The 25,847-nt window shown below is 62.6% G+C and carries 25 protein-coding genes; 11 read left to right on the top strand and 14 right to left on the bottom strand.

Translation table 11 applies throughout. The features are described from left to right. Positions 1-11 precede the first annotated feature (11 nt). Positions 12-839, top strand: coding sequence for a ThuA domain-containing protein (locus FVW59_RS03860; RefSeq protein ID WP_148062883.1), 828 nt, complete (start codon positions 12-14; stop codon positions 837-839). Beyond that, entirely contained in the window at positions 836-1,795 is a 960-nt protein-coding gene (locus FVW59_RS03855; protein WP_148062882.1) for an AraC family transcriptional regulator, read from the top strand. The genes FVW59_RS03860 and FVW59_RS03855 overlap by 4 nt, the downstream gene beginning before the upstream one ends. 77 nt (positions 1,796-1,872) lie before the next feature. On the opposite strand, the gene FVW59_RS03850 is transcribed toward FVW59_RS03855, so the two are convergent. The 6 genes from FVW59_RS03850 to FVW59_RS03825 all read right to left on the bottom strand — a co-directional run bounded on the left by FVW59_RS03850 (position 1,873) and on the right by FVW59_RS03825 (position 10,212). Then, positions 1,873-2,634: an SDR family NAD(P)-dependent oxidoreductase gene (locus tag FVW59_RS03850; protein WP_148062881.1), complete on the bottom strand. Its 762-nt coding sequence runs from the start codon at positions 2,632-2,634 to the stop codon at positions 1,873-1,875. Between the two features lie 71 nt (positions 2,635-2,705). Beyond that, positions 2,706-3,839: an acyl-CoA dehydrogenase family protein gene (locus FVW59_RS03845; RefSeq protein ID WP_187275740.1), complete on the bottom strand. Its 1,134-nt coding sequence runs from the start codon at positions 3,837-3,839 to the stop codon at positions 2,706-2,708. Positions 3,840-3,864: 25 nt separating this feature from the next. Next, a complete protein-coding gene (locus FVW59_RS03840; RefSeq protein WP_148062879.1) occupies positions 3,865-5,064 on the bottom strand; it encodes an acyl-CoA dehydrogenase family protein in 1,200 nt (399 codons plus the stop codon). Between the two features lie 157 nt (positions 5,065-5,221). Continuing rightward, positions 5,222-6,085: a ThuA domain-containing protein gene (locus FVW59_RS03835; RefSeq protein ID WP_148062878.1), complete on the bottom strand. Its 864-nt coding sequence runs from the start codon at positions 6,083-6,085 to the stop codon at positions 5,222-5,224. A 5-nt stretch (positions 6,086-6,090) separates the two neighbouring features. Continuing rightward, positions 6,091-7,710, bottom strand: coding sequence for an AMP-binding protein (locus tag FVW59_RS03830; RefSeq protein ID WP_187275739.1), 1,620 nt, complete (start codon positions 7,708-7,710; stop codon positions 6,091-6,093). Positions 7,711-7,776: 66 nt separating this feature from the next. Beyond that, the gene (locus tag FVW59_RS03825; protein WP_148062876.1) at positions 7,777-10,212 is read right to left on the bottom strand and encodes a TonB-dependent receptor; all 2,436 of its coding nucleotides are present in this window, start codon (positions 10,210-10,212) and stop codon (positions 7,777-7,779) included. A 193-nt stretch (positions 10,213-10,405) separates the two neighbouring features. Between FVW59_RS03825 and FVW59_RS03820 the strand changes: the two genes are divergently transcribed. Both FVW59_RS03820 and FVW59_RS03815 read left to right on the top strand, forming a co-directional pair. Continuing rightward, positions 10,406-11,149, top strand: a complete 744-nt coding sequence (locus tag FVW59_RS03820) for a lipase family alpha/beta hydrolase (protein WP_148062875.1) — start codon at positions 10,406-10,408, stop codon at positions 11,147-11,149. A gap of 244 nt (positions 11,150-11,393) precedes the next feature. Next, a complete protein-coding gene (locus FVW59_RS03815) occupies positions 11,394-12,305 on the top strand; it encodes a serine hydrolase (protein WP_148062874.1) in 912 nt (303 codons plus the stop codon). On the opposite strand, the gene FVW59_RS03810 is transcribed toward FVW59_RS03815, so the two are convergent. The 7 genes from FVW59_RS03810 to FVW59_RS03780 all read right to left on the bottom strand — a co-directional run bounded on the left by FVW59_RS03810 (position 12,277) and on the right by FVW59_RS03780 (position 20,659). Then, positions 12,277-13,584: a serine hydrolase gene (locus FVW59_RS03810; RefSeq protein ID WP_148062873.1), complete on the bottom strand. Its 1,308-nt coding sequence runs from the start codon at positions 13,582-13,584 to the stop codon at positions 12,277-12,279. The two genes, FVW59_RS03815 and FVW59_RS03810, sit on opposite strands and share 29 nt — an antisense overlap. After that, positions 13,581-16,397: a PEP/pyruvate-binding domain-containing protein gene (locus tag FVW59_RS03805; RefSeq protein WP_148062872.1), complete on the bottom strand. Its 2,817-nt coding sequence runs from the start codon at positions 16,395-16,397 to the stop codon at positions 13,581-13,583. The genes FVW59_RS03810 and FVW59_RS03805 overlap by 4 nt, the downstream gene beginning before the upstream one ends. A 203-nt stretch (positions 16,398-16,600) precedes the next feature. Further along, a complete protein-coding gene (rluB, locus tag FVW59_RS03800; RefSeq protein WP_246139614.1) occupies positions 16,601-17,515 on the bottom strand; it encodes a 23S rRNA pseudouridine(2605) synthase RluB in 915 nt (304 codons plus the stop codon). Then, positions 17,505-18,248, bottom strand: coding sequence for an SMC-Scp complex subunit ScpB (gene scpB / locus FVW59_RS03795; protein WP_148062870.1), 744 nt, complete (start codon positions 18,246-18,248; stop codon positions 17,505-17,507). The genes rluB and scpB overlap by 11 nt, the downstream gene beginning before the upstream one ends. 2 nt (positions 18,249-18,250) lie before the next feature. Next, on the bottom strand, positions 18,251-19,129 hold the full coding sequence (locus FVW59_RS03790; protein WP_425468393.1) for a segregation and condensation protein A: 879 nt from the start codon (positions 19,127-19,129) through the stop codon (positions 18,251-18,253). A 58-nt stretch (positions 19,130-19,187) separates the two neighbouring features. Next, complete coding sequence (locus FVW59_RS03785; protein WP_148062869.1) at positions 19,188-19,811, bottom strand: L-threonylcarbamoyladenylate synthase; 624 nt, start codon at positions 19,809-19,811, stop codon at positions 19,188-19,190. Beyond that, positions 19,808-20,659 carry a PHP domain-containing protein gene (locus tag FVW59_RS03780; protein ID WP_246139613.1) on the bottom strand — a complete coding sequence of 284 codons (852 nt, stop codon included), beginning with the start codon at positions 20,657-20,659 and terminating at the stop codon, positions 19,808-19,810. Before FVW59_RS03780 ends, FVW59_RS03785 begins: the two co-directional genes overlap by 4 nt. A gap of 128 nt (positions 20,660-20,787) precedes the next feature. Here FVW59_RS03780 and FVW59_RS03775 point away from each other — a divergent pair, with 128 nt between their 5' ends. The 6 genes from FVW59_RS03775 (at position 20,788) to FVW59_RS03750 (ending at position 24,409) form a co-directional block, all read left to right on the top strand. After that, the gene (locus tag FVW59_RS03775; RefSeq protein WP_148062868.1) at positions 20,788-21,375 is read left to right on the top strand and encodes an inner membrane-spanning protein YciB; all 588 of its coding nucleotides are present in this window, start codon (positions 20,788-20,790) and stop codon (positions 21,373-21,375) included. Between the two features lie 10 nt (positions 21,376-21,385). After that, positions 21,386-21,685: a YciI family protein gene (locus FVW59_RS03770; protein WP_148062867.1), complete on the top strand. Its 300-nt coding sequence runs from the start codon at positions 21,386-21,388 to the stop codon at positions 21,683-21,685. 73 nt (positions 21,686-21,758) lie between these two features. Continuing rightward, entirely contained in the window at positions 21,759-22,433 is a 675-nt protein-coding gene (locus FVW59_RS03765; protein WP_246139612.1) for a TIGR04211 family SH3 domain-containing protein, read from the top strand. A 24-nt stretch (positions 22,434-22,457) separates the two neighbouring features. Beyond that, positions 22,458-23,030: a peptidylprolyl isomerase gene (locus tag FVW59_RS03760; RefSeq protein ID WP_148062866.1), complete on the top strand. Its 573-nt coding sequence runs from the start codon at positions 22,458-22,460 to the stop codon at positions 23,028-23,030. Then, a complete protein-coding gene (locus tag FVW59_RS03755) occupies positions 23,027-23,794 on the top strand; it encodes a pyridoxine 5'-phosphate synthase (RefSeq protein WP_148062865.1) in 768 nt (255 codons plus the stop codon). The genes FVW59_RS03760 and FVW59_RS03755 overlap by 4 nt, the downstream gene beginning before the upstream one ends. Positions 23,795-23,836: 42 nt before the next feature. Beyond that, positions 23,837-24,409, top strand: a complete 573-nt coding sequence (locus tag FVW59_RS03750; protein ID WP_148062864.1) for a nuclear transport factor 2 family protein — start codon at positions 23,837-23,839, stop codon at positions 24,407-24,409. On the opposite strand, the gene FVW59_RS03745 is transcribed toward FVW59_RS03750, so the two are convergent. After that, a complete protein-coding gene (locus FVW59_RS03745) occupies positions 24,406-25,089 on the bottom strand; it encodes a class I SAM-dependent methyltransferase (protein ID WP_148062863.1) in 684 nt (227 codons plus the stop codon). The genes FVW59_RS03750 and FVW59_RS03745 overlap by 4 nt on opposite strands. Positions 25,090-25,184: 95 nt before the next feature. On the opposite strand from FVW59_RS03745, the gene FVW59_RS03740 reads away from it, so the two are divergent. Then, positions 25,185-25,847, top strand: coding sequence for a pseudouridine synthase (locus tag FVW59_RS03740; RefSeq protein WP_148062862.1), 663 nt, complete (start codon positions 25,185-25,187; stop codon positions 25,845-25,847).

The raw sequence follows: 25,847 nt of genomic DNA, 5'->3' as shown, positions 1-25,847 counted from the left end.
AGCCCCGCGCTATGAGCAAACCCAATGACCGCGCCGGACGGATAAATTGTGTCCTGATTGCAGGCGGCATGTGGCACGATATCGATTTCGCCCGCCTGGAACTGCTGAAGCTGCTGGCCGAGAAAGACCGTATTCGCGTTCGGGTATTCGAGGATTACGAGAACCTGGCCGCCCTCGATGAAGCTGATTTCCTGATTACCTACACCTGCAATGTGGTGCCCTCGCTGCCTGCCCAGGAGGCATTGAAGGAGTGGGTCAGCCGCGGCGGGCGCTGGTACGCACTGCACGGCACCAACTCGGTGATCCGCATGATGTCGGATGGCCAGTACGGCACACCGGACTGGGCGCCCCTGTTCATGGACACCCTGGGCAGCATGTTTCGCTCCCACCCGCCCATCGCGCCCTACCGGGTGGAGATAGCCGACCCCGAGCACCCACTGGTGCGTGGGCTGGAGCCATTCGAAAGTACCGACGAGCAATATCTCATGCGGACTTACGGAGATCTTCACGTACTGCTCGATACCGAATTTGGCGGTGACGCGCCGGGCTTCGTGGAAAATCAGTGGGACAGGGCCCGCCATCCAGTCTTCTATATCCACGAAGTGGGCGAAGGCGCAGTGCTGTATCTCACGCTGGGCCACTGCCGCCATCACTACGACATGCAGCCACTCCTTGATTTCTGGCCTACCATAGAGCGTTGCGCCTGGGATCTCCCGGTCTTCTACAAGCTGCTTCGGCGCGGTATTGACTGGGCCATTGATCCCGTGGACTCCGATTCACGCCTCGCATTTGAACAGGCCAGGCAAGCCGCCGGGGCGACATCGAACAGCGATCAATGAACGCCCTTGCCGCCATCAGCAGCACGGCGCACCCTCTGTGGTGTCCCCTCGTCACGGTGCCGCTGCATCAGCGTTCCTTCGGTGGCACGGAATCTCGCCGGCTGCGCGCCCGCCAGCTGCTGTTTCAGCTTCAGGACGAGTTTCTGGGCTGCACACCCCGCCGCTGCCAGCCGGGCGCATTCGAAACCTTGTGCGAGCTGGCGGTGCACAGCAGCAATCTCGATGACATGTTCCTTCGAGGCATTCGTTTCCTCAACCTGATCTCTGACCACCTGGAAATCAACTACTACCGATACCACAATGCGCGAGAACTGGTGGTGCGACTACGCAACCCGCAAGGGGCCAATGTCGACTTGTTCGTGGAGACCTGGTTGTGCGCGTGGCACCGCCTCGCCTGCTGGGTCGTGGGGCGTCACATCCCGCTGGAGCGGGTCACCTTCAGTCATGCGGCACCGCCAAGCAGGGACGAATTGACAAGTACTTTCGGCCCGGTCTGCCAGTTCGACAGCGTCTGCAACAGTTTCCGTTTCAGCAGTGACTTTGCCAGTCTGGAGCCGACCCGCAGCTCCCTCGATGTGCATGAGCTTGTCGCAGCCGGTCATGCCAACCCCCTGGATATTCCGGAGATAGATTCTGTCTACACCGAGCTGGTTTCAGCAGCGATCAGGCAACTGAGCGAGAAGTGGCCAAAGGATATGCCCAGCCTGATCCGAGTCGCCGGGCACCTGCACATGTCGCCGCAAACCCTTCGACGCAAGCTGACCGAGGAGGGGACCCAGTTCAAACAACTCAAAGACGAGCTGCGGCGTGAATTCGTAAAGGACGCTCTGCGACGCTCACATCGCGCGCTGGAAGATATTGCAGAACAGGCTGGATTTTCCGAAACCAGCTCACTGATACGGGCTTTCAAGCGCTGGACAGGGATGACACCCAATACATTCCGGCGCAGGGGCTGACAGGCAGTGTGACCGCCAGAAAAGGCCGGATTCCCGGTGGAGAGCGCCGCCACCACGGTGGTGACGGCGAAAGATCATCAGAACTGTAGCCGGCGCGTAAAAGCACCATCGATAACGATATTCGCTCCACAGGTATAGCCAGCCAACGGACTCGCCAGCAGTGCGACCTGACTGGCGATTTCTTCCCCTGAGCCCATACGCCCCAGCGGGATGGCGGCGACCGTGGAGTCGTAAATTTCCGTCATGTTCTGCTTGATATCGTCCCAGGCGCCGCCCTCGACGAATACCGGCCCGGGGCTGACCGTGTTCACGCGAATGCCCCTGGGGGCGAGTTCGATGGCCAGGTTGCCCGCATAGTTGAGCAGGGCCGCTTTCATGGCTCCGTAGGGCACCGGGCCGGCGAAGGCCTCAAAGGCGGCGGTGGTGGAGAAAAAGATGATCGACGCGCTGTCGGATTTCTCCAGATAGGGAACCGCTCGCTGCACGGCGCGCCACGGGCCAAGAACGTCGGCTTCAAAACTGGTCTGCCAACCCGCCTCTTCAGAAGGCGTATTGCCGGCGCTGACCATGGGAATCAGGATATCAATACCGCCGAGCTTGCTGGCGCAATTGTCTATCCACGCACCGTAGGCCTCGGCGTCAGTCACGTCCGCCACCTCGCCATAGACTTCAGCGCCCAGCGCGGCCAGGTGTTTCACCGCATTGTTCACCGCGTCCTCACTGCGTGCGCAGATGCCGAGTTTGCAGCCCTCGGCGGCCAGGGTTTCGGCGACCTTCATGCCGATCCCCTTGGTGGCACCACTGATGAGCGCCACTTTGCCTTTTATTTTCAGGTCCATAATCTATCTTCCTCCGTTGCGATTGAGGCGGGCGGTGCCCGACACTGTGTGTAGCGTGTGGATTGCCCTGCTCAGGCAACCGACTGCAACTCCCGAAAGCGCTGCAGATGGAAATCGCGATTGCCGAACCAGCTTTCGAGCACGGCAAAGCGCTTGAAGTAATGGCCGATACTCAGTTCGTCGGTCATGGCAATGCCGCCGTGCAACTGAATGGCGTTTTGGCTGACAAAACGCCCCGCTTTCACGGTACGCGCCTTGAGCGCGGATATCAGCCTGGCGGCATCGCCCTCTTCCCCGGCGAGGCTCGATGCCGCTGCCAGCATGAGTGAGCGGGTCAGTTCCAGTTGCACGTACATGTCTGCCATGCGGTGGCGCAGCACCTGGAACGACGACAGCGTCTTGCCGAACTGTTTCCGCTGGCCTATGTAATCCTGTGTCGCCTCCACCAAGGCAGCCATGCCACCGATGACTTCGGCGCAGGCTGCCAGTTGCGCATCCAGGGCGACTCTGTCCAGCAGATACTCGGCCGAGCCGCGCCCGCCCACTACCGCCTCCGGGCCAACGACGACATTGCGCAGGGTCAATTCACAGGCCCGGCGGCCGTCGTAAGTCGGGTAGCCCCGGCGCTCGACTCCCTCGGCGTCCGCCGGTATCGCAAACAGGGTGACCGCGGAGTTCCCCGCACCGACAAGCCGCGCGGAAACAATGAAAACATCCGCCTGGTCGCCATTGGCCACCACGCTCTTGACGCCGTTCAGGCGGCAATGAGCGCCCTCGTCAACTGCCGTGGTGGCAGTATTGATCATGGACGCGTGCTTTCCCTCTTCTCCGTGGGCCAGAGCCACTTGCAACTGCCCCTCCGCAACGGCCGGCAGGTAGCGTTCCGCCAGCGCGGTGGTGGCGCCGCGAGCCAGCAGCCCTCCGCCGACAACCACTGTCTCCAGAAAAGGTTCGACCACCAGGTAGCGACCCATCTGTTCGGCCAGCAGCATGATTTCCATGGCGCCGAAGCCAAATCCGCCGTGCTCCTCCGGCAATGGCATGGCCAGCCAGCCCATTTCGGCAAACTGCGCCCAGCGCTCATCGCTGAAGCCTTTGGCACTGCGCGACGCCGCCTGGCGCTGATCGAAGTCGTAGCTGTTCTTCAGGTAGCGTTCGGCGCTGTCCTGCAGCATCTTCTGTTCTTCTGTGAGCTCGATTGACATGAGAGATTCCCGTGGTGACTGCGTGTCAGAGCCCAAGCACCTGCTTGGCAATGATGTCGCGCTGGATTTCAGCGGTGCCACCATAGATGGTGGAGGCCCGATTGTTGATGTACTCCGCCATGGCGGTCAGGGCGTAGCGCGGCCCGACAATGTCCCCGTCGTAACACGGCTCGAGCGCTTCCAGCTGGCATGGCGCAACGGCCGGCCCCAGGACATCAAGGCTGAGCTCGTTGAAGGCCTGGCCCAGTTCGGTGCCCACCAGTTTGACCATCGAGGAAAGCGCGCCCGGATTCTCACCGGCGCTGTTGGCGCCCTTGATACGCAATTCGGTGTACTCCACCGCCAGTGCATCGATCTCGAGATCGGCGAGGCGGCTTCCCAGCACCGGGTAGGTCTCCAGCGATGCGCCATTGATACCACGTGTTTCGGCCATCTGACGGTGAAGCTTGCCGAGCTGTTTCTTCAGATCGATGGTGAAATTGTGGCCACCGCGCTCGAACTCGAGCAGGTATTTGGCCACGGTCCAGCCCTGATTCTCCTCGCCGACCAGATTGGCGACAGGCACCTCGACATCATCAAAGAATACCTGGCACTGTTCCACCCTGCCGTCGAGGCCGACAATCGGATCAACCTTGATGCCGGGAGCGTCCATATCCACGAGGATGAAGCTGATACCCTGCTGCGGTTTGCCCTCTTTCGAAGTGCGAACCAGGCAAAAAATGCGGTTGGAGTGCTGAGCGTAACTGGTCCAGATTTTCGAGCCATTGATGCGAAAGATGTCTCCATCGCGGACTGCACTGGTTTTCAGGGACGCCAGGTCGGAACCCGCACCTGGTTCAGAGTAACCCTGGCACCAGACATCCTCGCCGGACAGGAGCCGAGGCAGGTAAAACTCCTTCTGCTCCGCGGTGCCGTATCGGATCAGCATCGGCCCGAGCATCTGCAGGCCCATGGGCAGGAGTGACGGTGCATTGGCCAGTTTGCACTCTTCCTGGAAGATGTAGCGCTCCTGGATGTCCCAGCCGGTACCGCCGTATTCCTGTGGCCAATCCGGCGCCACCCAGCCCTGCTGGAACAGAATCCGGTGCCAGGCCATGGTCGCCTCGAAATCGGCGAACACACTGGTCATCAGGCGGCCGGCGCGCCTCAGGTCGGGGGTCAGGTGGTGGTCCAGAAAGTCCCGCACCCGCAGGCGAAACTCGGCGTAGTGTTCTTGCTTTTCCATAGGAGTCTGCTCACTGCGATGGCTGGCCCGGCACACGATACCCAGTGCGCCAGTCGCAGCCTGCAATTACCTCATAAACAATCTTGACGGTTTATTTTAATGACAGTTGTTCACCAGCGCAACCGCACCACTGAACGGCCGGCAAGCGCCGGGGCAGCTACACGGTGGCGCCTGCAGTGCTCCCGCCATTCCCGCGCGCTGCGTGCCGCTCCCGCGCCCACTCACTCGCTGCGGTGGAACTCGCCCAACGCAGGGCATTGTCGAGCAATGTGCGGTATGCGGGATTATCGTAGGCTGCCTGTGCATCGCCCATTTGCAAGTAGACGATCGGACTGTTGCGGTAATGCTTGACCCACCCCAGCAGATGACTGCCAGAGGGAGGGTGCCACCCCTCGCGGGAATACATCTCGCCGCTCACGGCACGCGTGGCGGAATAGAAATGATCGCGATCAAAGCTGAAATCACTGGACAGCAAAGGGATAACATCGTCGTGGAACACCTGGTACAGATACAGCTCATCAGTGATTTCGAACCCTTGCTCGACACCCAGCGTGACCGGGTGATGCGCCAACACTTGCGCGTTATAGGTCACTTCGTGTCTATAGCCCGAGTCTTCACACGGTTTACCGCGCAGCTCACCGGGCAGGTACAGGAAGCGTCCGCCGACAATCTCGGCGTACTCTGGCCACAGTGGCCAGCCAGCAATCGCATGGTGCAGAAACACCACCCCCTTGCCCTGCTCCAGCAAGTCGAGAAACTTCTGCTGGAATCTGACTGGCGGGGCCACCAGTTGCGGTGGCTGGGTACTGAAGTCGATACCCGGCATGTCGTAGAGGACGATCACATCGTAGTCTGCAGCGTGCTCGGGAGTCATTAACACCTGGCTGGCGGGCTGCTCCACCGCGGTGTAAGACAGGCCAGGCATGTCCTCGAAAACCTGAAAGAAAGCATCACGCGGATAGGGATGTCCTTTAACCGAGACCAGTGCGCGCAGCGGGCTTTGATAGTCGATAACCGACACGGCACTCAACCCGCCTTCTTCGCATCTGTCGCACTGAGTTGTGCGCGCAGCAGGTCCTTGCGTACTTTGCCCGAGGCCGTCTTGGGTAATTCAGTAGCGATCTCCAGGCGCTCGGGCCATTTTTGCTTCGCCAGGCGACACTGAGCCAGGAATGGCTTGAGTTCCTCGAGAGTGCTTAGGGCGGCCCCGGCGACCAATACCACGTAGGCACAAACACCCTCGCCAAGGCGTTCATGTGGCATTGCAACCGCCGCGGCCTCGATAATCTCGGGGTGACTGTAGAGCACCTCCTCGATTTCCCGCGCGCTGAGGTTTTCTCCGCCACGGATAATGATGTCTTTTTTGCGATCGGTGATAACGATGGCATTTTCAGGTGTGATGTGGCCGATATCGCCGGTGCGAAAGTAGCCGTCGGGAGTCATCGACTCCCGGGTCTGTTCCGGATCGCCGTAGCCCAGCATCAGCGCCGGCCCCGCCACTACGATCTCACCATCCGCCCCACCAGGCAGCGCGTTGTCGTCGTCATCCAGAATCCGCACATCCCAGTTATGGATGCGCCCGTCGGTGGTCGCCGCCAGATGTACTTCATCGTCTCCGACAAAGCCCACGGTTACCAGGGGCGATTCGGTACTCCCGTAGACCCGGAAGGCGCGGCAGCGCTCCAGTACCTCGCCGGCGCGCTGAATCAAGGCCGGTGGCACCAAGGCGCCGCCGCAGGCAAACAGGCGCAGCGAGGGTAGCCTGACACCGGTTTCCTCGGCGCGCTGCACCAGCTCCTGCAGGAAGGGAGTGGCGCTGACGCAGGCGGTGGCGCCGACGCCCTGAATCAGATCGATGGCCTGACCCACCTCCCAGCGCTCCATAAAGGCCGAGCGAGCATCACTGAAAAACGGTAATTCGATGCCATTCACAAAACCCGTGATGTGGGTCACCGGTGAAGGCATCAGCATTACGTCATCCGGCCCCAGCGACCATGCTTCACAACCGTTGTCGAGTGCCCGAGTCAGTGTATTGTGGCTGTGCCTGACCGCCTTGGCCCGGCCCGTTGTGCCAGAGGTATACATGACGATCTTTACATCGTCCGGCGATACACCCTCGGCGATCGAGGTAACTGGTTCGCAAGCCAGGAGGTCAGCGTAGTTCACCGTACCCGCGTGATGTGTATCCCCCCGAACCACAATGACCTGTTCGAGATCTGGCAAACCGGGTCGCAGATTATCGATCATTGCCACGAAGTCGAAACCACGGAACTGCTCCGGCACCAGGATAGCGCGGGCCCTGGTGTCCTGCAGAATAAACTCGACCTCCCGATCACGATAAATCGGAATGATGGGATTAACCACAAGGCCGAGCAGCGAAGCCGCAATGTCGAGTGCCACCGCTTCGCGCCAGTTGGGCAACTGGAAACTGATAACGTCGCCCTTCTCAAAGCCCAGGTCACGCAGGCCTCCGGCCAGGCGGCGGGCTTCATCGACAATGCCGCCAAAGGTGATGGGCGGCTGTCCCTCCAGGTAGATTGCTACGCCTTCGGGATCGCTGCTCGCTTTCTGCAGTGCCATCTCAGCGAGCAGGCAGTTGCGGTATTGACGGGGGAGCCGGGCTCCGGCGCCAGCCTGATCAGCCATAGAATTACTCCATCGTTGCAACATTTGGCAGACAGGATTCAGCTCACCCCAACAGCCGGATTCCTGCTAGTTGTATCTCACTGTCAATTGCAGGGCCACCGTCCGCGGCAGCGATGTAAAGCCCATCTGGTCCGCGTAGGCGCCGCCAGCCACCGGTGTGCTGGGACCGTCGACCACGCCTGACACGATATGCTCGTCCGTCAGATTCTTGCCCAGCAGTTGCAGCTCCCAGACATCGTCCTTGCCGGTGAGATAGGCACTCATGTTCCAAAGGGTATAGGAATCTCGCATCGCATGCGGATTATCAAAGGCAGAGGCGTTGTACTCGTCGCTGTAAACACCATCCAGCGCGACACCATAGCCCCATCCATTGGCCAGATAGTCGTCGTAGTTCACACCAAACGAGGCGGTCCACTCCGGCGCCATGGCCGTCGGCGCGCCGCTTATGTCCTGTCCGGGTGTCCCATTGGTTCCCGGTACCGTCGTGCTACACCCCTGTTGCTGTGTCTGCCCCGCCCAGCAAGGTGCCACAAAATCGTCATACTCCGCCTCGTTATAGGCAAGCGTACCCCTGAAACTCAGCCCTGCCAGGTTGAAGGGTGCGTACTCCGCGTCCAGCTCAAAACCCCGGGTCGTAGCTTTACCAGCATTGAGGGTGATAAAGGCAAAGGTGGGCGAGTTGAAGAAGTCCACCTGTAAATTGTCGTACTCGTAGTCGTAGACCGTGCCGTTGAGACGCAACTGGTTGTCAAGCAGCGTGGACTTGATGCCGAACTCGAAACCCTCTGCGGTTTCCGGCCCGAAGATAAAGTCGGACTCGGAACCACCCATGAAGTCTGCCGAGAAAATCCCGCTGTTGGAGAACCCTCCAGACTTGTAGGCCGTTTTAAAGGCTCCGTACAACATCATGCTGTCGTTCATCTGCCACGACAGCGTCACCTCCGGAGAGGTTTCCTCGAAACTCTGATCAGCCGCCGCTATTTCGTTGGTGCGCCAGATGCCGCCAAGGCCGGGATTGTTATAGGGGTGCACGAACTCCGACTCCTTGGTCTCGTCGGAATAACGGGCCCCCGCGCTGAGTGTCAGTGACTCGGTCAGGTCGTAGGTAATTTCAAAGAAGGGCGCAATGGTTTCGCCGTCGGTATAGCTCTGCTTCTGTGAGGCCACATAGACCAGCTCCGGGCTGGGAGCCGCGGTGTTCGCCACGCCAGCCGTGGAAACCCACTGGTCAAACTCCCGCTCGGTTTTCTGGTACAACACGCCCAGCATGAAGTTGAACCTGCCGTCGAATTGACTGGCGAGTCGAAGTTCCTCGGAGAACGCCTCCCAGGTGCTGTTCTCGGTAGCAAAGGTAGCAGACGGTATCGACTGGAAGTCGCCCGACAAGCCAAAGGTATTCTCGTTCTCCTGCTGGTTGGTAATCGACACCAGACTGTAATCGCCGAAGTCATACTCGATATTGGCGGTGATGGAATAGGACTCGTACTCGTTGAACAGGTCGCCGTTGCTGCGTGCATAGGGCAGCGAGCGGGCCAGGATCGAGGGCATTCTGTTCTGGGCAATGACGAAGTTGTCACCGCAACGCAGATTCGGGTTTAGCCCCCCTACCCCACCGGGACAGTTGAAGGCAGTGTAATTCCAGGACGACTGGTAGACCTCGGCATCAGTCATTGAAGCACTCAGGGTCATTGCCAGGCGATCCGTTGGGTCGAACGTCAGCGTCAACCTCGCCAGTGTCTCCTCTTCACCGGGAGCATCGCGGTTATCTGCCGGAGAGAAGTCGGAAATGATGTCGCCAGTTGCCACATCGAGGAGCTCGTATGGCTGCCTGGTCGATTGATTCTCGAAGTAACCTCCATCCATATCCGAATACCGCACCGCCAACCGCGCTCCTATGCGGTCGGTGAGGGGGCCGGAAACAATCCCCTCGTACCGCGTCTGCTCAGCCTCCCATTCGTACTGAATGCGCCCTGTTGCCTCAAACTCCTCGGTGGGTTTGGCAGACGTCAGGGAGATCACACCGGCGGTAGCGTTTTTGCCGAAGAACAGCGTTTGCGGCCCTTTGAGCAGCTCTATCTGGGCCATATCGAACATGCCCTCATTGAGCACTCGCCCCTGCCCGTAGTACACGCCATCAAGTATTACGGCGACTGACTGCTCGATCCCGATACTGGTCGAGTTGGAGCCGATACCCCGCAATGTAATCTGTGCACCTGAACCGTTGGACGAACGCCCGACATACAGTTGCGGAGCGAAAGAGGCCAGTTTTTCCAGACTGCTGACATCAAATTTCTCGATCCGGTCCTGAGACATGGCACTCACTGTGAGCGGTGCATCCTGCAAACTCTCTTCCCGCTTCCGTGCAGTAACAATGACCTCCTCAAGACCACCAGTGCGGGCTCCCTCGCCGGGGATGTCCTGGGCGTTAGCCGGGATTGTCGCAGCCATTGCTGCGGCGGTAGCGAACGCCAGCGGCAGGCGACCTGACTTATGTCCATTCATGATAATTCTCCGATATCGCTGTTATTAATATGAATTACTGAGCCGCCAAACATGGCCGACGGCCATGGAGTGCGCTCGTGTATCCGGATGCCTGACAGGCTAGCATTCAAAATTTTAATAAACAAGCCGTTTTGTTTGTTAATTTACAGAGGCTGCTATATGCTGGTCGCAACAAGCTATCAAGCGCGAAGACATGTCACGCCAACTCAAAACAGAAGTGCTGGGCCCGCCACCGCTGTTGCACCGGATGCTTGAAGCACGTGCCGTGCCGGAGTACCTGTGTGGCGTCACTTCCCGGGTTCTGCAGCGATACCTGCCCCAGGGTGACCGCCATCCAGTTGTCGTAGTGCCCGCTTTCATGGGCAGCGCCGTATCGACCAAGCGACTACGCGACTTTCTCAGGTCGCTGGGCTATTACACCTTTGACTGGAGGCTGGGCCGAAACACTGGCCCCGTCGGCCCGACCGAAGCGGCCCTGCTGGAGCGAGTGCAAATGATTCACGAGCGCATGGGCCAAAAGCCGAGCCTGGTCGGCTGGAGCCTGGGGGGTGTTTACGCCCGTATCCTGGCCCAAACCCATCCCCAGCACCTCCGCTCGGTCATTACTCTGGGCTCGCCCCTGCGCTATCCACATCAGTCCTCGGCTGACTCCCTGTACCGTCAGGCCAGTGGACAGTTCGAACACCCCGAGCACCTGATGGAGATCGATGCAGCACCAGGGATTCCGGCGACCTCGATTCATTCGCGGCTGGACGGTATCGTCAACTGGCGCGCCTGCCTGTCTGAGGAATCGGCGACCTCGGAGAACATTCGCGTCTACGGCAGCCATTGCGGTCTCGGCTACCAACCCCTTGTGCACTGCATCATCGCCGATCGCCTGGCGCAGCCCGAGGGTGCATGGGAGCGTTTTACATGGCGCAACCTGCCATTCATTTGACCTGACCACGTTCTCCTGGGGTTTCACGGGCCGCAAAATCTCCCGGAGGGGGTATTTCCAGAAGACTGGTTGCGGAATTACAATAGCGCCCTGATCCGGTGGCCTCACCACAATCGCAGCCGTCAGTGTTGCATAGCCGGCCGCCACCATTGGCGACGACTCGTCGTTCTGGTTTTCTGATTTTATTGGTCGGCTCAAGGCCAGCCAGAGAGGATAGCTTTGGCACCCATTACAACCGCTTTCGATGCCCGTGTTTAGTTTCCTGCCAAACTGGCTGGTGCTTGCGGTTGGACTATTAAGCACCTCCGCGCTAGCCGGACCGACGGTACTTGCCCCCGCTTCGCAGCGACAAGCCCCCAGTCACTGCGAGCTGGAACAGGCGACAGATCCACGGCTACAACAGTCACTTGAAGGGCTCATTGATGACCTTGGCCTGAGGGAGGCCACCGAGCGCGGCGACCTGGCCCTGTCACTACTAGTGCTAAGTGACCGGGATCACCCACGCCTGGCGCAAATCAACGGCGACGAAATGCTCTACGCCGCCAGCCTGCCCAAGATCGCCATTCTGCTGGGTGCGGCAGTGGGTATGGAAGAAGGCTGGCTCAAGCCGGACCGGCGGCTGCGCCAGGATATTCAGGATATGATCCGCTTTTCCTGCAACGACTGCGCCAACCGGGTGCTGGACGCTGTTGGCGGCGAGCGGCTGCTGAAGGTGCTGCAGTCACCCAAATACGCTTTCTACGACCCGTCCGAAGGCGGGGGACTGTGGATGGGCAAGCCCTACAGCAAGGCGCCGGCCTATCACCGCGACCCGATCAAGGGTCTGTCCCACGGCGCCACCACCTATCAGGTGGCGCGCTTCTACTGTCGCCTGCACAAGGGCAAACTGGTCAGCCCGCGACAGGACAGGATGATGCTGCAGGCCCTCGGCCACCCGGGCATCAACCACAAGTTTGTGAAAGGACTGGCCAGGGAAAAAGGGCTGGAACTGTTCCGCAAATCCGGCACCTGGCAGGCCTTCCACGCCGACAGCGCCCTGGTGCGGCGCGGTAACGAAGCCTACGTTCTGGTGGCCCTGAGCAGGGACCGGGACGGCTCCGACTGGCTGGAACAGCTGGCGGAACCGATCAATGCCCTGGCCCTGAAGGGGCCATAGCCGGCTCCTCAGCCAGTGCTGGCGCCGTGTGGCGCTGGCGCATCAGGCGATGAATCGCCCCGCCCAGAGTCTGGTGGTCCACCGCCCCGTTGCGCTTGAGCACATTGGAGAGCACCACCGCAATGTAGTGCAGGCGCCGACCATCAACCTCGTCTTCCACAATGGCCAGGGAGTTCATGTAGTTGTAGACATTGCCGTGGTAGGGGTGGCAGGTAAAGCCCTCCTCCTTCTGGCAGCGGTACAGCGATCCCGACTTGAAGTAGACCGCAGCATCACTGAGCTCCGGGGCCGAGGCATAGCGGATGCGTCGCTCGGTCATATACAGCAGGCGCTTCAACTGCAGGCTGCTCCAGTCGTCCACCAGCCCGCCCTGCTCCATCTTCAGCGCGAACTTCATCAGTCCGCGGGCACTGGCATAGCTGTTGCCGCCGCCGTCCACCCTGCGCTTGCCGCCAGCCGTAAAAAAGCTGCCCTGGCGAAACTCGGCCAGGGACAGCCCGTTGTCGCTCACCGGTGCCCAAAAGGTCTGCTGGAACAGCGCGGTGAGATCCGCGCGGCTGCGACTGCTGAAAAAGGCGGACACCCGCTCCGGCGGCGGCGGGTAGTCCCGCCCCAGGGCCTTGAGCATCATGGCATCGCGCATCACCATCGCGGCGGTGGAGTTTGAGCTGACCGACAGGGTCCAGTCCAGGTACTCCCACAGGGAACCCCGGTCACCATCCTGCATCGGCCGGCGCACGAGAGTGCGCGAGGGCACATCGAAGACACGGATGGTGTGGTGATCACTGTGGGCAAAATCATCCGCCAGCAGCTCGCTATTGCGCAGCACTGCTACGCGCTCATCGTTATCCGGCCACGCCTCTGCCAGGGCCTCAAACAGCCCCAGTGCGGCCAGCAGCTTGCCAACACTGCCGACGTTCTGTCGGTGATCGCCGCGGTGCTCTGCGTAGACGGGATTGTCCGGGTCGCTGATGTCCAGCAGGGCAATGGCGTAACTGTCGATGTGCTCGGCATCCAGTATCTGCCGCACCTGCCCGACCAGCTCTGCATCCGGCTCCGGCAGCACCAGCCCGGGGTAATCGCGCAGACGAAGATCGACCGCAGCGGTCGGCAGCAGTGCGCCGGGGGGCTGCCTGACGTCCTGAATCACCCCTTCATGGGCCAGTCGCGAGCCCTCCACCCGGCGAATACCGGTATCCGCGTAGCCATCCAGGGGATAGGCCTGTGCCTGCTGAACGAACAGTCCGGTCAGCAGGGTGCACAGCAACAAGCGGCTCACGGCTCGCCCCTTGCCGGCGCCTGCTGCAGATCGACACGGACGGTGCCGGCATCGAAGAGCCGGGACTCCATACCCTGCAAATAGGCGATGCTCTGGGCGCGGCGGCTCTCCACAAAAGGGCGCAACTGGAACAGGCGCAATTCACCGTCCACAAAGCCGAACTCGACATCCGCCGGCGAGGGCTGGCCGCGGTCATCGGTAATGGCCGGGAATCGCTCCGGCAGAACCTTCGCAAAATCCACCAGCGCCGCAATTTCCTGTGGCTGCAAGACGTAGTCCGAACCAGTGGCGGGCAGCTGCTGAATGCCGCCTGCGGGATCCGGCACCCGCCGCCAGGGTGCCGTGGCCGTGGCCAGAACCCGCACCTTCCCGGTCTCCAGCGACACCCGCAGGGATTCTGCCGCCTGGCCGTCCACGGCCCCTCCCAGCCCCTCATTCACCGCCACCGACATTACATCGCGGCGGCCACTGTCGATATCCTGGGTGACCATCACCCCGGATTTATCAGAGGCCACCGACTCCAGCAGCAGGATGGAGGTGTAGACATGCTGTGGCTCGCGCATGTGCGCCTGGCGCCAGGCGAAGGCGCGGGCAGTAAACGGCGAGGCCCAGACCCGGGCAATGCTGCGCAGCAGGTTGTCGAAGCCCGCCACGTTGGGCAGGGTCAGGTTGAGGCCGGCCCCGGTAAAACCGGGCAAGTCCTCGACATTGGTGTCGGAGCGCACAAACACCCCGGGGGGCGCATCGCCAAAGGTGTCCCGGTAGGCCCGGCGCAGAGCCTCGCGAAACGCCGCGCTGGGTTCGGTGGACACCACCAGGTCATACAGTTCAGCGCGGAAACGCTCTGTGGCCCGGGCCCTGGCTTCGCTGCCGGTGGGCAGCCGCTCCAGCCGCGCATAGCTCGCCTGCATCCAGTCAAAAATACGGCCATCGCCACCCGGGTAGGGGCGCGCCAGTACTTCCTGGAAAAACAGGCCGAAGGGAATAGCCAGCCCGCGGGACACCTGCCCGGGGAACAGGGCGCGCAGTTCACCGAGCTTGGCGGCCTTGGGGCCCACCACTCGCCCGGAGTCATCCGCGCGCAGCTCCGCCAACGGCAAAAAACGCTGCTCTGACAGGTCCAGCTTGGCCAGGTCCGGTTCGATCAGCACATCGCCCACAGAACGATCGCTGGCGAAGACCGCCTCCCAGTCCGCATTCCACAGGGACAGTTCCACCAGCCCCGAGTCGCTCACCGCCAACACCACCCGCTGGCCGTCGAAACGGCGAAGCTCGGCCGTGAGCGAGCTGTCCACGGTGACATTGGGAATGCCGAGATTGCGGGCGAGTAACTGCACATGGGACAGGGGGTTCCCCTCGCCGCCGGTCAGAATACCGGCCACCGGCGGCAGGTCGGACACGGTTTCCGGCAGCAGGTAGATGCCGTCGGCCTGCAGACTGCCGGGATCATCCAGGTCCGGGGCGGTGTGCAGAATCCCCTGGGCCAACCCCGCATTGAGGGCGTTGAAGCCCACACCGATATCGCGTCCGAACAGGCGGTGATGAACCCCCGCCAGGCGGTTGGCATCGCGGGACAGGTCATCCAGCAAACGGGAGAAAAACAGCAGCGGGCTGCCGCGCAGCTGGTCCGCTATGAAATGTTCCGCGCGCGGCTCGATAGCGGCCAGGGTCGCCACCGAGGACTGAAACTGCATGCGCAGGGCCTGGCTGCCCCAGCCCGGAACGCGCCCCAGATAACGCAGCAATGCGCGGTATTCACTCAGATCCACATCCGCGCCAGTCACCTCTTCGACAGCATCCCGCATCGCCCGGTGCAGTCGGGTGTTCAGCAGGCCGGCGCCGTAGGCGGCATCCGCGGCCAAAACCAGCCACTCCAGGTGCTGGCGGCGGGTGGCGTCAGCCAGTTGTGGCCCGAGGTCACCCGCGGCGCGGAAAAATTCCCGCTCCAGCTCCACCCCGAGATCCAGCAGTTCAATCCGTACCGAGGGCGAACGCACGCGCAGCAGGTTGTCGCGCAGCCCGGCCAGCAAGGTGGCGCTGGCAGCCAGTCGTGTAGCGGCATCGCTATCGGGTGTCAGTCCGGCAGCCGCGCTGCGCAGTTGCTCCTGCAACCACGGCGCTGCGGTGTAGGTGTCGGCCAGGCGCAGCAGCTCCCCCGCCATCGGTTCGGCGCGGTAGACCTCGTCGATGGTCGCGGCCAGCGCCTCGTAGGGCTCCCGCTCGGCTTCGGGAAACTGACGGGCGTATGCCCTGACCCGCCCGGCATCCTCGCCGTCGGGCGAGCCGTGAATCTTGGCACGCAGGCCGGCAAATGCCGGATCGCGATCCGCCAGCACCACGGCCTGCTCGCGCATGCGCTGCACCGAGGAGCTTGCCGAACCGTGGGGCAACAGGCGCAGGCCACTGCGCAGGGCGGCGAAACGCGGCCCGGTCCACTCGGGCCGCTGCACCATCGCCGTCAGCAGGACGCGACCACCGGCACTTTCGTCCTCGGCCTGCACCGCGCCGCGGTAGTTGCGGGCCTGGCGCATGATCCAGCCGTCGTCGACGTTGATCAGGTATTTCTCGATCAGCAGTTGGGCGTAGGCATCCGTCGCCTGCCCGGCATCGAGAAAGGCGACCGGATCGATGCCGGCGAGAAAGTTGGCGATGTAGTAGCCGCGCTCGCGCAGACGCTGGGTCTGCTCGCTCCATTCGCCGTGCTGGTAGCCACCGCCGTGTTCGCGGCAGGCGAACGGGCCCGGCGGCAGGACCTCGCCGTCGCGGCAGAACCAGCGAATACGACTGAAGGGTCCGCGGGGGGCGGATTTCATGGCCTCGATCCAGGCCGCGTAAGGAGAGCCCGCGTCAGCGGCGGGCGGCACATCAGCGGCCGTGGTTACGGCCGCGGAAAACGACAGGGCCAGAGCCAGCCCCCAACAGCAACAACGCGCTGCCAAGGTCCCGCGCACTGGTACAGCAACTCCCATGACCACCCCGCACTACCTGACGACCGGCTGCCCTGGAGACGGCTCCGCTACTGGCGTTTGCGCGGTGTTCCGCTTCCAGCGCCGGGACGATTGCCCTTGCGGGCATTGCCCCGACCGTCGCGCTTGCCGAACTGGCGTTCCATTTTCTCCCGCTCGCGGATACTGCCCTTGCGCACTTTCTTCTGTGGCAGACTGGCCATCCGGTACAGGCTCTTGACTTCTTTGGTTTCGAGTTCCGTCCACTGCCCCTGCTTGACCCGCGACGGGATGAAGACTTCACCGTAGCGCACCCGCTTCAGGCGGGATACGGTCAGCCCCTGGGATTCCCACAGGCGGCGCACCTCGCGATTGCGCCCTTCCATGATCACCACGTAATACCAGTGGTTGATGCCGTCGCCACCACCGTCCTGAATGTCGGTGAAACGGGCCAGCCCGTCCTCCAGCATCACGCCCTTGAGCAGGGCTTCCAGGTGTTCCGGCTTGACGTCGCCCATCACCCGCACCATGTATTCGCGCTCGATGTTGGATGCGGGGTGCATCAGGGCGTTGGCGAGTTCGCCGTCGGTGGTGAACAGCAGCAGCCCTGACGTGTTGAAATCCAGCCGGCCGATGGAAATCCAGCGCCCGGCCTTGAGTTTCGGCAGGCGATCGAACACCGTGCGCCGGCCCTGGGGGTCGCGGCGGGAGCACACTTCGCCGGTAGGCTTGTGATAGAGAATGCAGCGGGTTTCCTCCGCCGGGGCCCGGTCCAGCGGGCGGCCATCAATCGCCAGCCGGGCGCTGTCGTCAACCCGGTCACCGAGGCTCGCCGGTTTACCGTTCACGGTAATCCGTCCCTCTTCGATCCAGCGCTCCATTTCCCGCCGGGAGCCGAGGCCGGTACGAGCCAGTACTTTCTGCAGTTTCTCACCTGCCCGGCCGGAATCTTCGGCCGCGGTCGAGGGAGAGGAATTATCGGTCACGCACTTCCCCATCTTCGTCGTCGTTGGACACGGCGGCGTCAAAGGCGGTGCCGCCGACGATCGCCAGGCCCGGCTGCACCGGTACCGGTGCATCATCTTCTACTGATGCCTGTTCAGCACCGCTTGCTGCGCCCGCCTGCTCACCGGCTTCGTTGGCCGCAGTGTCCGGCACCGGGTCGGCAAAGCCGAGCTCGGCATTCAGTGTTTCCAGATCGCGTATCTCCGCCAGCGCCGGCAACTGATCCAGGTTTTTCAGGTTGAAATAGTCCAGAAACTGGCGAGTGGTGGCGTACATGGCGGGGCGACCGGGCACATCCCGGTGGCCCACTACACGCACCCATTCCCGCTCGTGCAGCGTCTTGATGATATTGGAGCTGACCGCCACACCGCGTATCTCCTCGATCTCGCCCCGGGTAATGGGCTGGCGATAGGCGATCAGGGACAGGGTTTCCAGCAGGGCGCGGGAGTACTTCTGGGGACGCTCCTGCCACAGCCGGGCCACCCAGGGGCTGAGTTCCTGCCGCACCTGAAAGCGGAATCCACTGGCCACTTCCTGCAATTCGAAACCGCGCTCCGCGCAGCGCTCGTCAATGGCGGCCAGCGCCTCGCGAATGGCGGCGACATCCGGCCGCTCGTGCTCTTCGAACAGTTCGCCGATCTGCGCCACCGACAAGGCGCGGCCCGCCGCCAGCAGGGCGCCCTCGATAATCTGTACCAGGTTGATTTCTGACATGGCTACTCGGATCGTGCCTTGACGTGAATGGGCCCAAAGGGTTCGCTCTGCACGATCTCCACCAGGGACTCCTTGATCAATTCCATCACCGCGAGGAACGTCACCACCACCCCCAGTCGCCCCTCGCGGTGGGAGAACAGCGCGACAAAGGGCACGAACTGGGCGCCGGCCAGGCGCTCCAGCACCTCCGACATACGCTCGCGGGTGGACAGCGCCTCGCGCTGGATATGGTGGCTCTCGAACATATCCGCCCGCCGCAGCACCTCGCCGAGAGCCAGCAGCAGCTCGCGCATGTCGACTTCCGGGTCCGGCCGGCTGCGGTTCAGGTCCGGCGGATGGGCGCTGCCGACCCAGGTGTCGCGCTCCAGCCGCGGCATCTCCTCGATATCCTCGGCCGCCTTCTTGAAGCGCTCGTACTCCTGCAGACGGCGAATCAGCTGGGCACGTGGGTCTTCCTCGTCCTCTTCGATATCGGCCGAGCGCGGCAGCAACATCCGCGATTTGATCTCCGCCAGCATGGCCGCCATCAGCAGGTACTCGGCCGCCAGTTCGAACTTCATGGCGTCCATCAGCTCGACGTACTGCATGTACTGCTGGGTGATTTCGGACACATCGATCTCGAGAATATCGAGATTCTGGCGCCGGATCAGGTAGAGCAGCAGGTCCAGCGGCCCCTCGAAGGCCTCCAGGAAGACTTCCAGCGCCTGGGGTGGAATATACAGATCCTTGGGCAGTTCGGTGACCGCCTTGCCCATTACCACGGCAAAGGGCATCTCACCCTGTTGCGGGTGCTGGAAGCCGGCGACAGGCGGCGACACAGCAGTTGTGTCGGCGCCCTCCGGCTGGGGCTCTCTCTCGTTCACATCTTCACCTGCCATCATTCGCTGCGAGTATACCTGAGGCTGTGCGGCTTGGCGCCCATTCGCAGCGGCGCGATGCTCAGATTTCGAAGGGCGCCGTATCGCCCTTGCCACTACGCAACACCACCGGCGCCTCGTCCGCCAGATCCACCACCGTGGTCGGTTCCATGCCGCAGTAACCGCCGTCGATCACCAGGTCCACCTGGTGCTCCAGGGATTGGCGGATATCGTAGGGGTCAATCAAGGGGTATTCGTCGCCGGGCATGATCAGCGTCACGCTCATCAGCGGCTGGCCGAGATCGGCCAGCAGGGCCTGGGCAATGGCGTTTTCCGGCACCCGCAGGCCGACGGTCTTGCGTTTGGCGTGCATCAGGCGCCGGGGCACCTCCGATGTGGCCTTCAGTATGAACGTGTAAGGCCCGGGGGTAACGTGCTTGAGCAGCCGGTAGACAGTGTTGTCGACCCGCGCATACGTCGCAATTTCCGACAGGTCCCGGCACACCAGGGTGAAGTTGTGGCGATCGTCCAGCTTGCGGATGCGGCGGATGCGATCCAGCGCCTGCTTGTCACCGATATGGCAGCCCAGGGCATAGGCGGAGTCAGTGGGGTAGACCACCACGCCGCCGCCGCGAATGATGTCCACCGCCTGCCGTACCAGGCGCGCCTGGGGGGATTCAGGATGAATCTGGAAGAACTGGCTCACGCGCGCTCCTCCGACTGACCCGGCAGAAATTGCTGTGCAATACACTGTAGCCCCTCGGGAGCGCGAAACTCCACTCCCAGGTTCGGCCCGAAACTGCTCTCGCGGTGAAAGTCCGAGCCGGCGGATACGGCCAGCTCGCACTCCAGGGCAAGACGCCGCAGGGTGGCGGTCTGCTCCGGGTTCTGGCGGCCGTTAACCAGTTCCAGCGCGGTGCCGCCGGCCGCCTTGAACGCCGCCACCAGGGCGCGCAGCTTGGTATGGGTGAATTTATACTTCAGGGGGTGGGCGATAATGGCGGTGCCTCCGGCCTCGACAATCCAGCGGGTGACTTCCTCCAGCTCCGGCCAGAAGGCTTTGACATCGCCGGTTTTGCCCTGCCCAAGGTATTTGTCGAAAGCCTCGTTGATGCTCTCAACAAAGCCCTGCTCCAGCATCCACTCGGCAAAGTGAGGTCGGCCCAGTTGGCTGTCGCCGGCCCGGGTCTCGGCGCCGGCAAGGGCATCTGCAAAGCCGAGTTTGGCCAGGCGCGTCGCGATCTTTGCCCCGCGCTCAAGCCGCGCCTCGGCCAGCCGCGCCAGCCCCTGCCGCATGGCCGGGTGTTCCACATCCATTCCCAGCCCGACAATGTGAATAGTCACACCGGACCAGCGGCAGGAGAACTCCACCCCGGAAACCAGTGTCATACCATCGTCCGGCGCGCTGTCGCGCACGGCGAGGTAACCGCCCACGGTGTCGTGGTCGGTAATGGCGAAACAGCGAATGCCGCGCTCCCGGGCCCGCGCCAGCAATGCCGCCGGCGCCAGTTCGCCATCGGATGCCGAAGAATGGGTGTGGAAGTCAATCAGCACAAACTTTAAACTCTCGTCTCGTTAATCCGGGCGCTCCGTCAATCCGGGCACAAACCGTACGCAGTCGGGTGCAGCGCCACCTTCCCGATTACCGCGCATGGTAGCACGCCCACCAGCCAGTATTCCCTATGCGACAACTTCTCGAATTCGTCCCCATCGCCCTGTTCTTCATCGTCTACCAGATGAACGGCGATACCGTCACCCTCGGCAGCTGGAGCCACACCGTCGACGGTATTTTCAGCGCCACCGCGGTGCTGATGGCCGCCACCGCCCTGCAGGTCCTGCTGACCTGGGCCCTGACCCGCCAGCTGGAGCGCCGCGCGCTGTGGCTGTTGCTCGCGGTGTGCCTCTTCGGCGGCGCCACCCTGGTATTCCGCAACGAGGCCTTCATCCAGTGGAAACCCACTATCTTCAACTGGGTGCTGGCGCTGGTGTTCGGCGCCTCCCAGTTTGTCGGCGACAGGAATCTGATGGAGCGCACCCTGGGCAGCCAGTTGCAGTTGCCGCGCCCCGTGTGGACCCGCCTCAACCTGCTGTGGGTGGCCAATTTCCTGATTGTCGGCGGCCTCAACCTGGTGGTGGCCTACGGCTTCAGCGAGGAGACCTGGGTCAGCTACAAGCTTTACTCCGCCATCGGCTTCACGCTGGTACTGACCGTGATTACCGCCCTGATCGTAAGCCCGCACCTGAAAGACCAGGAAGCCACCGACAACTAGGACCATGCCAATGTACTACGCCATTCTCGCCGAGGACGTGGAAAACAGCCTCGCCCTGCGCCAGCAGGCGCGTCCTGCCCACCTGCAGCGCCTGCAGGACCTGGCCGATGCCGGCCGCCTGCTGGTGGCCGGCCCCCACCCGGCCCTGGACACGGAAGATCCCGGCGAGGCGGGCTTTACCGGCAGCCTGGTGATCGCCGAATTCGACAGCCTGGAAGATGCCACCGCATGGGCCGATGCCGACCCCTATGCCGATGCCGGCGTGTACCGGCGGGTGGTGGTCAAACCCTACAGGAAGGTGCTGCCCTGAGCGGCGCCCGGCCGTGCTATTCTTGCCCCCTTTTAAGCCCTGAACCCAATAACCGAACGTAAAGGAAGCCCCCTTGTTCCGCCAGATATCCCTCTTCGCCCTGCTAGCCCTGGGCAGCGCCAGCGCCCTGGCCCAGGAGACTCGCTACATCAGCGACACCCAGTACATTCCCGTGCGCAGCGGCGCCGGCAACGATTACCGCATCATTCACCGCGGCCTGCCCTCGGGCACCCGCCTGACGGTGATTGAGACCAGCGACGATGGCGACTGGGCCCATATCACCACCGGCGACGGTACCGAGGGCTGGTTGCGCGCCCAGTACCTGATGTCGGAAGTGCCGGCCGCCACGCAACTGGAGCAGGTGCGCAGCAGCAGCGAGCAGTTACGCCAGCGCAACAGCGAGCTGGAAACCCAGCTGTCCGAACTGCAGGTCGAGCGCAGCGAGCTGTCCACCGAAATGGGGGACACCGGCGCCGAGCTCGCCGAGGTCAGCGAGGAACTGGCACAGCTGAAGCAGATTTCCGGCAAGGCGGTGCAACTGGATACCGACAACCGTCGCCTCACCGAGGAAGCGGAATCCCTGCGCGCCGAGGTGGGCACCCTGAATGCAGAAAACCAGCGTTTGCAGGACAAGCTACAAAGCGGCCAGTTTATCGACGGCGCCCTGGCGGTGCTGCTCGGCGTGATTATCACCCTGGTGGTGCCGCGCCTTTGGCCCAAGCGTCGCCGCAGTTCAAGCTGGGCCTGAAGCGGCCCCCACGGAGAACACACCATGCTCAGAAGCCTCATCCTCAGCCTGTCACTGCTGCTCGCGCCGCTGGCGCTTGCCGCCGACAGCGGCCTGCCCAACCCCCAGGTCGTGATCAAGACCAGCCAGGGCGACATCACCCTGCGCCTGTTCCGGGACAAGGCCCCGATCACTGTCGAGAACTTCCTCAAGTATGTGGATGAGGGCTTTTACAGCGGCACCATCTTCCACCGCGTCATTCCCAACTTCATGATTCAGGGCGGCGGCATGCTGCCCGACCTGAGCGAGAAGGAAGCCGGCGAGCCCATTGTCAACGAGTCGAAAAACAAGCTGCACAATATGCGCGGTACGGTCGCCATGGCGCGCACCGCCGACCCGGACTCCGCCACGGCCCAGTTCTTCATCAACCAGCGCACCAACCTGCGTCTGGACTGGGCCCCGGGTCAGCCCGGCTACACTGTATTCGGCGAAGTCACCGACGGCATGAACGTGGTGGACTACATCTCCACCGCGCCGGTGCAGACCGTGGGCCCCCACGCCGATGTGCCGGTAGAGCCGGTGATCATCAACGAGATTGTGCGCAAGAGCCTGCTGTGATCGCCCTCTCGGTCAATCTCAACAAGATTGCGCTGATTCGCAATTCACGGGATACGCGCAATCCGGATATCCCCGCGCACGCCCAGATGTGCATCGACGCCGGCGCCGACGGCATCACCGTGCACCCGCGCCCGGACCAGCGCCACATTCGCGCCAGCGACTGCTTCGACCTCGCCGCCATGCTGGCGGTGGAGTTCAACATCGAGGGCAACCCGATGGCCGGGCCGCGCCGAAGCGAGCGCCCCGGTGTGGGCGACTACCCCGGCTTTATGGAGATGGTGCGCGAGATCCGGCCCGCCCAGTGCACCCTGGTGCCGGACGGCGATGCCCAGCTCACCTCCGACCACGGCTTTGACCTGAAACGCGATGGCGACAGCGTAGCGCCGCTGGTCGCCGAGCTGAAGGGCCTGGGCATTCGCACCAGCCTGTTCATGGACCCGGATCCGGAGCAGATTCGCCTCGCCGCACAGACCGGCGCCGACCGTATAGAACTCTATACCGAGAGCTATGCGCGCGCCTTCGCCAGCGGGCGCGATGTGGATACCATACTGGGCCAGTTTGTACGCGCTGCTGAAGTCGCGACCGAGGAGGGGCTGGGCCTGAACGCCGGTCACGACCTCGACCTGCACAACCTGCCCGATTTCGCCCGTGCGATACCCGGGTTGCTGGAGGTCTCCATCGGCCACGCACTCACGGTGGACGCCATTCGTATTGGCCTGGCGAATACCGTCGCCGCCTACCAGCGCGCACTGGGAAAACACTGACGCGGCACCGCGCTCCGGGGCCGCCCGACAAAGGGAAGCCCCATGACTGATTCACTCGCCCCTATCGACCCCCGTCTGCAGGCCCTGCTCGACAAGCAGGCCATTACCGAGCTGGTGTACGCCTACTGCAACGCCGCCGACCGCCATGACAACGAGAAGATGCGCAGCCTCTACCACGAGGACGCCATCGACGAGCACGGCCAGTTTTTCGAGGGCAACGCCATGGCCTTCATCGACACCCTGCCGGCCATCCAGGAGAACATGCTGATTCTCCATCACAACGTCACCACCCTGAACATCGTGCTGGACGGCGACCGCGCCGAGGGTGAGGTCTACATTCTCGCCTTCCACCAGGTGCAGGGCGAGAACGGGCCGATGGACGTGTTGATCGGCGGGCGCTACTTCGACAAGTACGAAAAACGCGACGGTGTGTGGAAATACAGCCACCGGGCGGTGGTGGCGGACTGGGTCAAGGTGGACGAGCCGAGCACGGTCAACCTCGAGCACCCGATGATTGAGGGGTCACGGATTGGCAAGCCGAAGCAGGTGGATCCGTCCTACGATTTCTTCGAGATTTTCCAGTGGGGGAAGGGACCTCAGGCTTACAAAAGCTAACACCGTCCCTCATATACCCGCACATCCCGAAACTCCGGGCTCTCATCCAGGTCAGGCAGGGTATGGGCCTCGCGCCGGGCAATTTGCCGGTAGCCGGGAAAGTCGAAATCCTTGACCCGCGAGTCCGCGAGCAAAACGCGATCTGCCCGCTGGATGAACGCTTCCAGCCAGGGCAGGTTAGCGCGGTCGTAGAGCACGTCGGCCACGAGCAACAGATCGATATCCCCTTCTATACGGTGAAAATCGGCTGACAACGCCAGCTCAACACCATTCAATGCCGCGTTGACGGCAGTGGCGGCAAGGGCTTGTGGGTCGATGTCGCAGGCGATCACCTCGCGCGCGCCGGCCATCGCGGCGGCAATGGCCGCCACCCCCGAGCCACAGCCGAAATCCACCACGCGCTTGCCGCGCACCCACCGGGGTTGTTCAAACAGCCAGTCCGCCAGCACCAGGCCGGAAGCCCAGCAGAAGACCCAGTACAGCGGGTTATCCATGACGAACTGCACAGCCTGTGCATCCAGTTCCCCCTGGGGATAATCGGCGTTCAACAAGTACAGCTGCAACGGTTCGCGAATCGGCAGGGCCACCGACTCAAGGCGCGCCGCAGGCAAAACCTGCTGCAGGCGCCCCTGCAATGTGCGACGTGCCTCGGAGGCAGTTGTGGATTGAATTGAGTTCATAAGCAGGCTAGCGGTGGACAACGCGTCATTATGGCGGCATCCAGAGGGCCAGCCAATGTGGCGGCGGCAGGCCTACCCGGTTAGCATACGCCGCCATGCAGGACCTGCCCCCCTACATCGTTCCCCACTCACAGGAACCGATCGACATCCTCTACGAGGACGAGCACCTGTTGCTGGTGCGCAAGCCCCACTTCCTGCTCACCATTCCCGGCCGCCATCCCCTGAACAAAGACTGCATGATTACCCGCCTGCAGCAGCGCTACCCCGGCGCCAGCATCGTACACCGACTGGACCTCGACACCTCCGGCATCATGGTGGTGCCACTGACGCGGGCGTGCCACAGCCATATCAGCCGCCAGTTCCAGCAGCGCAGGGTAGAGAAAACCTACACCGCCATCGTGTGGGGCGAACCGGCACAAAACAACGGCGATATCGAGCTGCCCATCGTGTGCGACTGGGCCAACCGGCCGCGGCAGAAAATCTGCTTCGAGCGCGGCAAACACGCCCTCACCCGCTACCGGGTGCTGGAGCGGCGGGGGGACCGCTCGCGGCTGGAACTCACGCCGGTCACCGGTCGCTCACACCAGCTGCGCATCCACATGCGGGAGCTGGGCCACCCGATTCTGGGCTGCGACATGTACGCCCACCCGGCGGCCGAAGCCATGGCCGACCGCCTGCTGCTGCACGCAACCACCCTCGCATTCGAGCACCCGGCGACAGGGCAATGGCTGGCAGGCGAATCACCTCCCCCCTTCTAG

The organism is Parahaliea aestuarii, assembly GCF_008064635.1.
Lineage (GTDB): Bacteria > Pseudomonadota > Gammaproteobacteria > Pseudomonadales > Halieaceae > Parahaliea > Parahaliea aestuarii.
The sequence above is the reverse complement of the archived record's forward strand: the minus strand, read 5'-3'. Positions and strand labels throughout refer to the sequence as shown.

Bases quoted from the DNA above. Each gene is read 5' to 3' on its own strand.
- FVW59_RS03860 (WP_148062883.1), top strand. From the start codon at position 12: ATGAGCAAACCCAATGACCGCGCCGGACGGATAAATTGTGTCCTGATT.
- FVW59_RS03855 (WP_148062882.1), top strand. From the start codon at position 836: ATGAACGCCCTTGCCGCCATCAGCAGCACGGCGCACCCTCTGTGGTGT.
- FVW59_RS03850 (WP_148062881.1), bottom strand. From the start codon at position 2,634: ATGGACCTGAAAATAAAAGGCAAAGTGGCGCTCATCAGTGGTGCCACC.
- FVW59_RS03845 (WP_187275740.1), bottom strand. From the start codon at position 3,839: ATGTCAATCGAGCTCACAGAAGAACAGAAGATGCTGCAGGACAGCGCC.
- FVW59_RS03840 (WP_148062879.1), bottom strand. From the start codon at position 5,064: ATGGAAAAGCAAGAACACTACGCCGAGTTTCGCCTGCGGGTGCGGGAC.
- FVW59_RS03830 (WP_187275739.1), bottom strand. From the start codon at position 7,710: ATGGCTGATCAGGCTGGCGCCGGAGCCCGGCTCCCCCGTCAATACCGC.
- FVW59_RS03825 (WP_148062876.1), bottom strand. From the start codon at position 10,212: ATGAATGGACATAAGTCAGGTCGCCTGCCGCTGGCGTTCGCTACCGCC.
- FVW59_RS03820 (WP_148062875.1), top strand. From the start codon at position 10,406: ATGTCACGCCAACTCAAAACAGAAGTGCTGGGCCCGCCACCGCTGTTG.
- FVW59_RS03815 (WP_148062874.1), top strand. From the start codon at position 11,394: ATGCCCGTGTTTAGTTTCCTGCCAAACTGGCTGGTGCTTGCGGTTGGA.
- FVW59_RS03805 (WP_148062872.1), bottom strand. From the start codon at position 16,397: ATGAAATCCGCCCCCCGCGGACCCTTCAGTCGTATTCGCTGGTTCTGC.
- scpB (WP_148062870.1), bottom strand. From the start codon at position 18,248: ATGTCAGAAATCAACCTGGTACAGATTATCGAGGGCGCCCTGCTGGCG.
- FVW59_RS03790 (WP_425468393.1), bottom strand. From the start codon at position 19,129: ATGATGGCAGGTGAAGATGTGAACGAGAGAGAGCCCCAGCCGGAGGGC.
- FVW59_RS03775 (WP_148062868.1), top strand. From the start codon at position 20,788: ATGCGACAACTTCTCGAATTCGTCCCCATCGCCCTGTTCTTCATCGTC.
- FVW59_RS03770 (WP_148062867.1), top strand. From the start codon at position 21,386: ATGTACTACGCCATTCTCGCCGAGGACGTGGAAAACAGCCTCGCCCTG.
- FVW59_RS03760 (WP_148062866.1), top strand. From the start codon at position 22,458: ATGCTCAGAAGCCTCATCCTCAGCCTGTCACTGCTGCTCGCGCCGCTG.
- FVW59_RS03750 (WP_148062864.1), top strand. From the start codon at position 23,837: ATGACTGATTCACTCGCCCCTATCGACCCCCGTCTGCAGGCCCTGCTC.
- FVW59_RS03745 (WP_148062863.1), bottom strand. From the start codon at position 25,089: ATGAACTCAATTCAATCCACAACTGCCTCCGAGGCACGTCGCACATTG.
- FVW59_RS03740 (WP_148062862.1), top strand. From the start codon at position 25,185: ATGCAGGACCTGCCCCCCTACATCGTTCCCCACTCACAGGAACCGATC.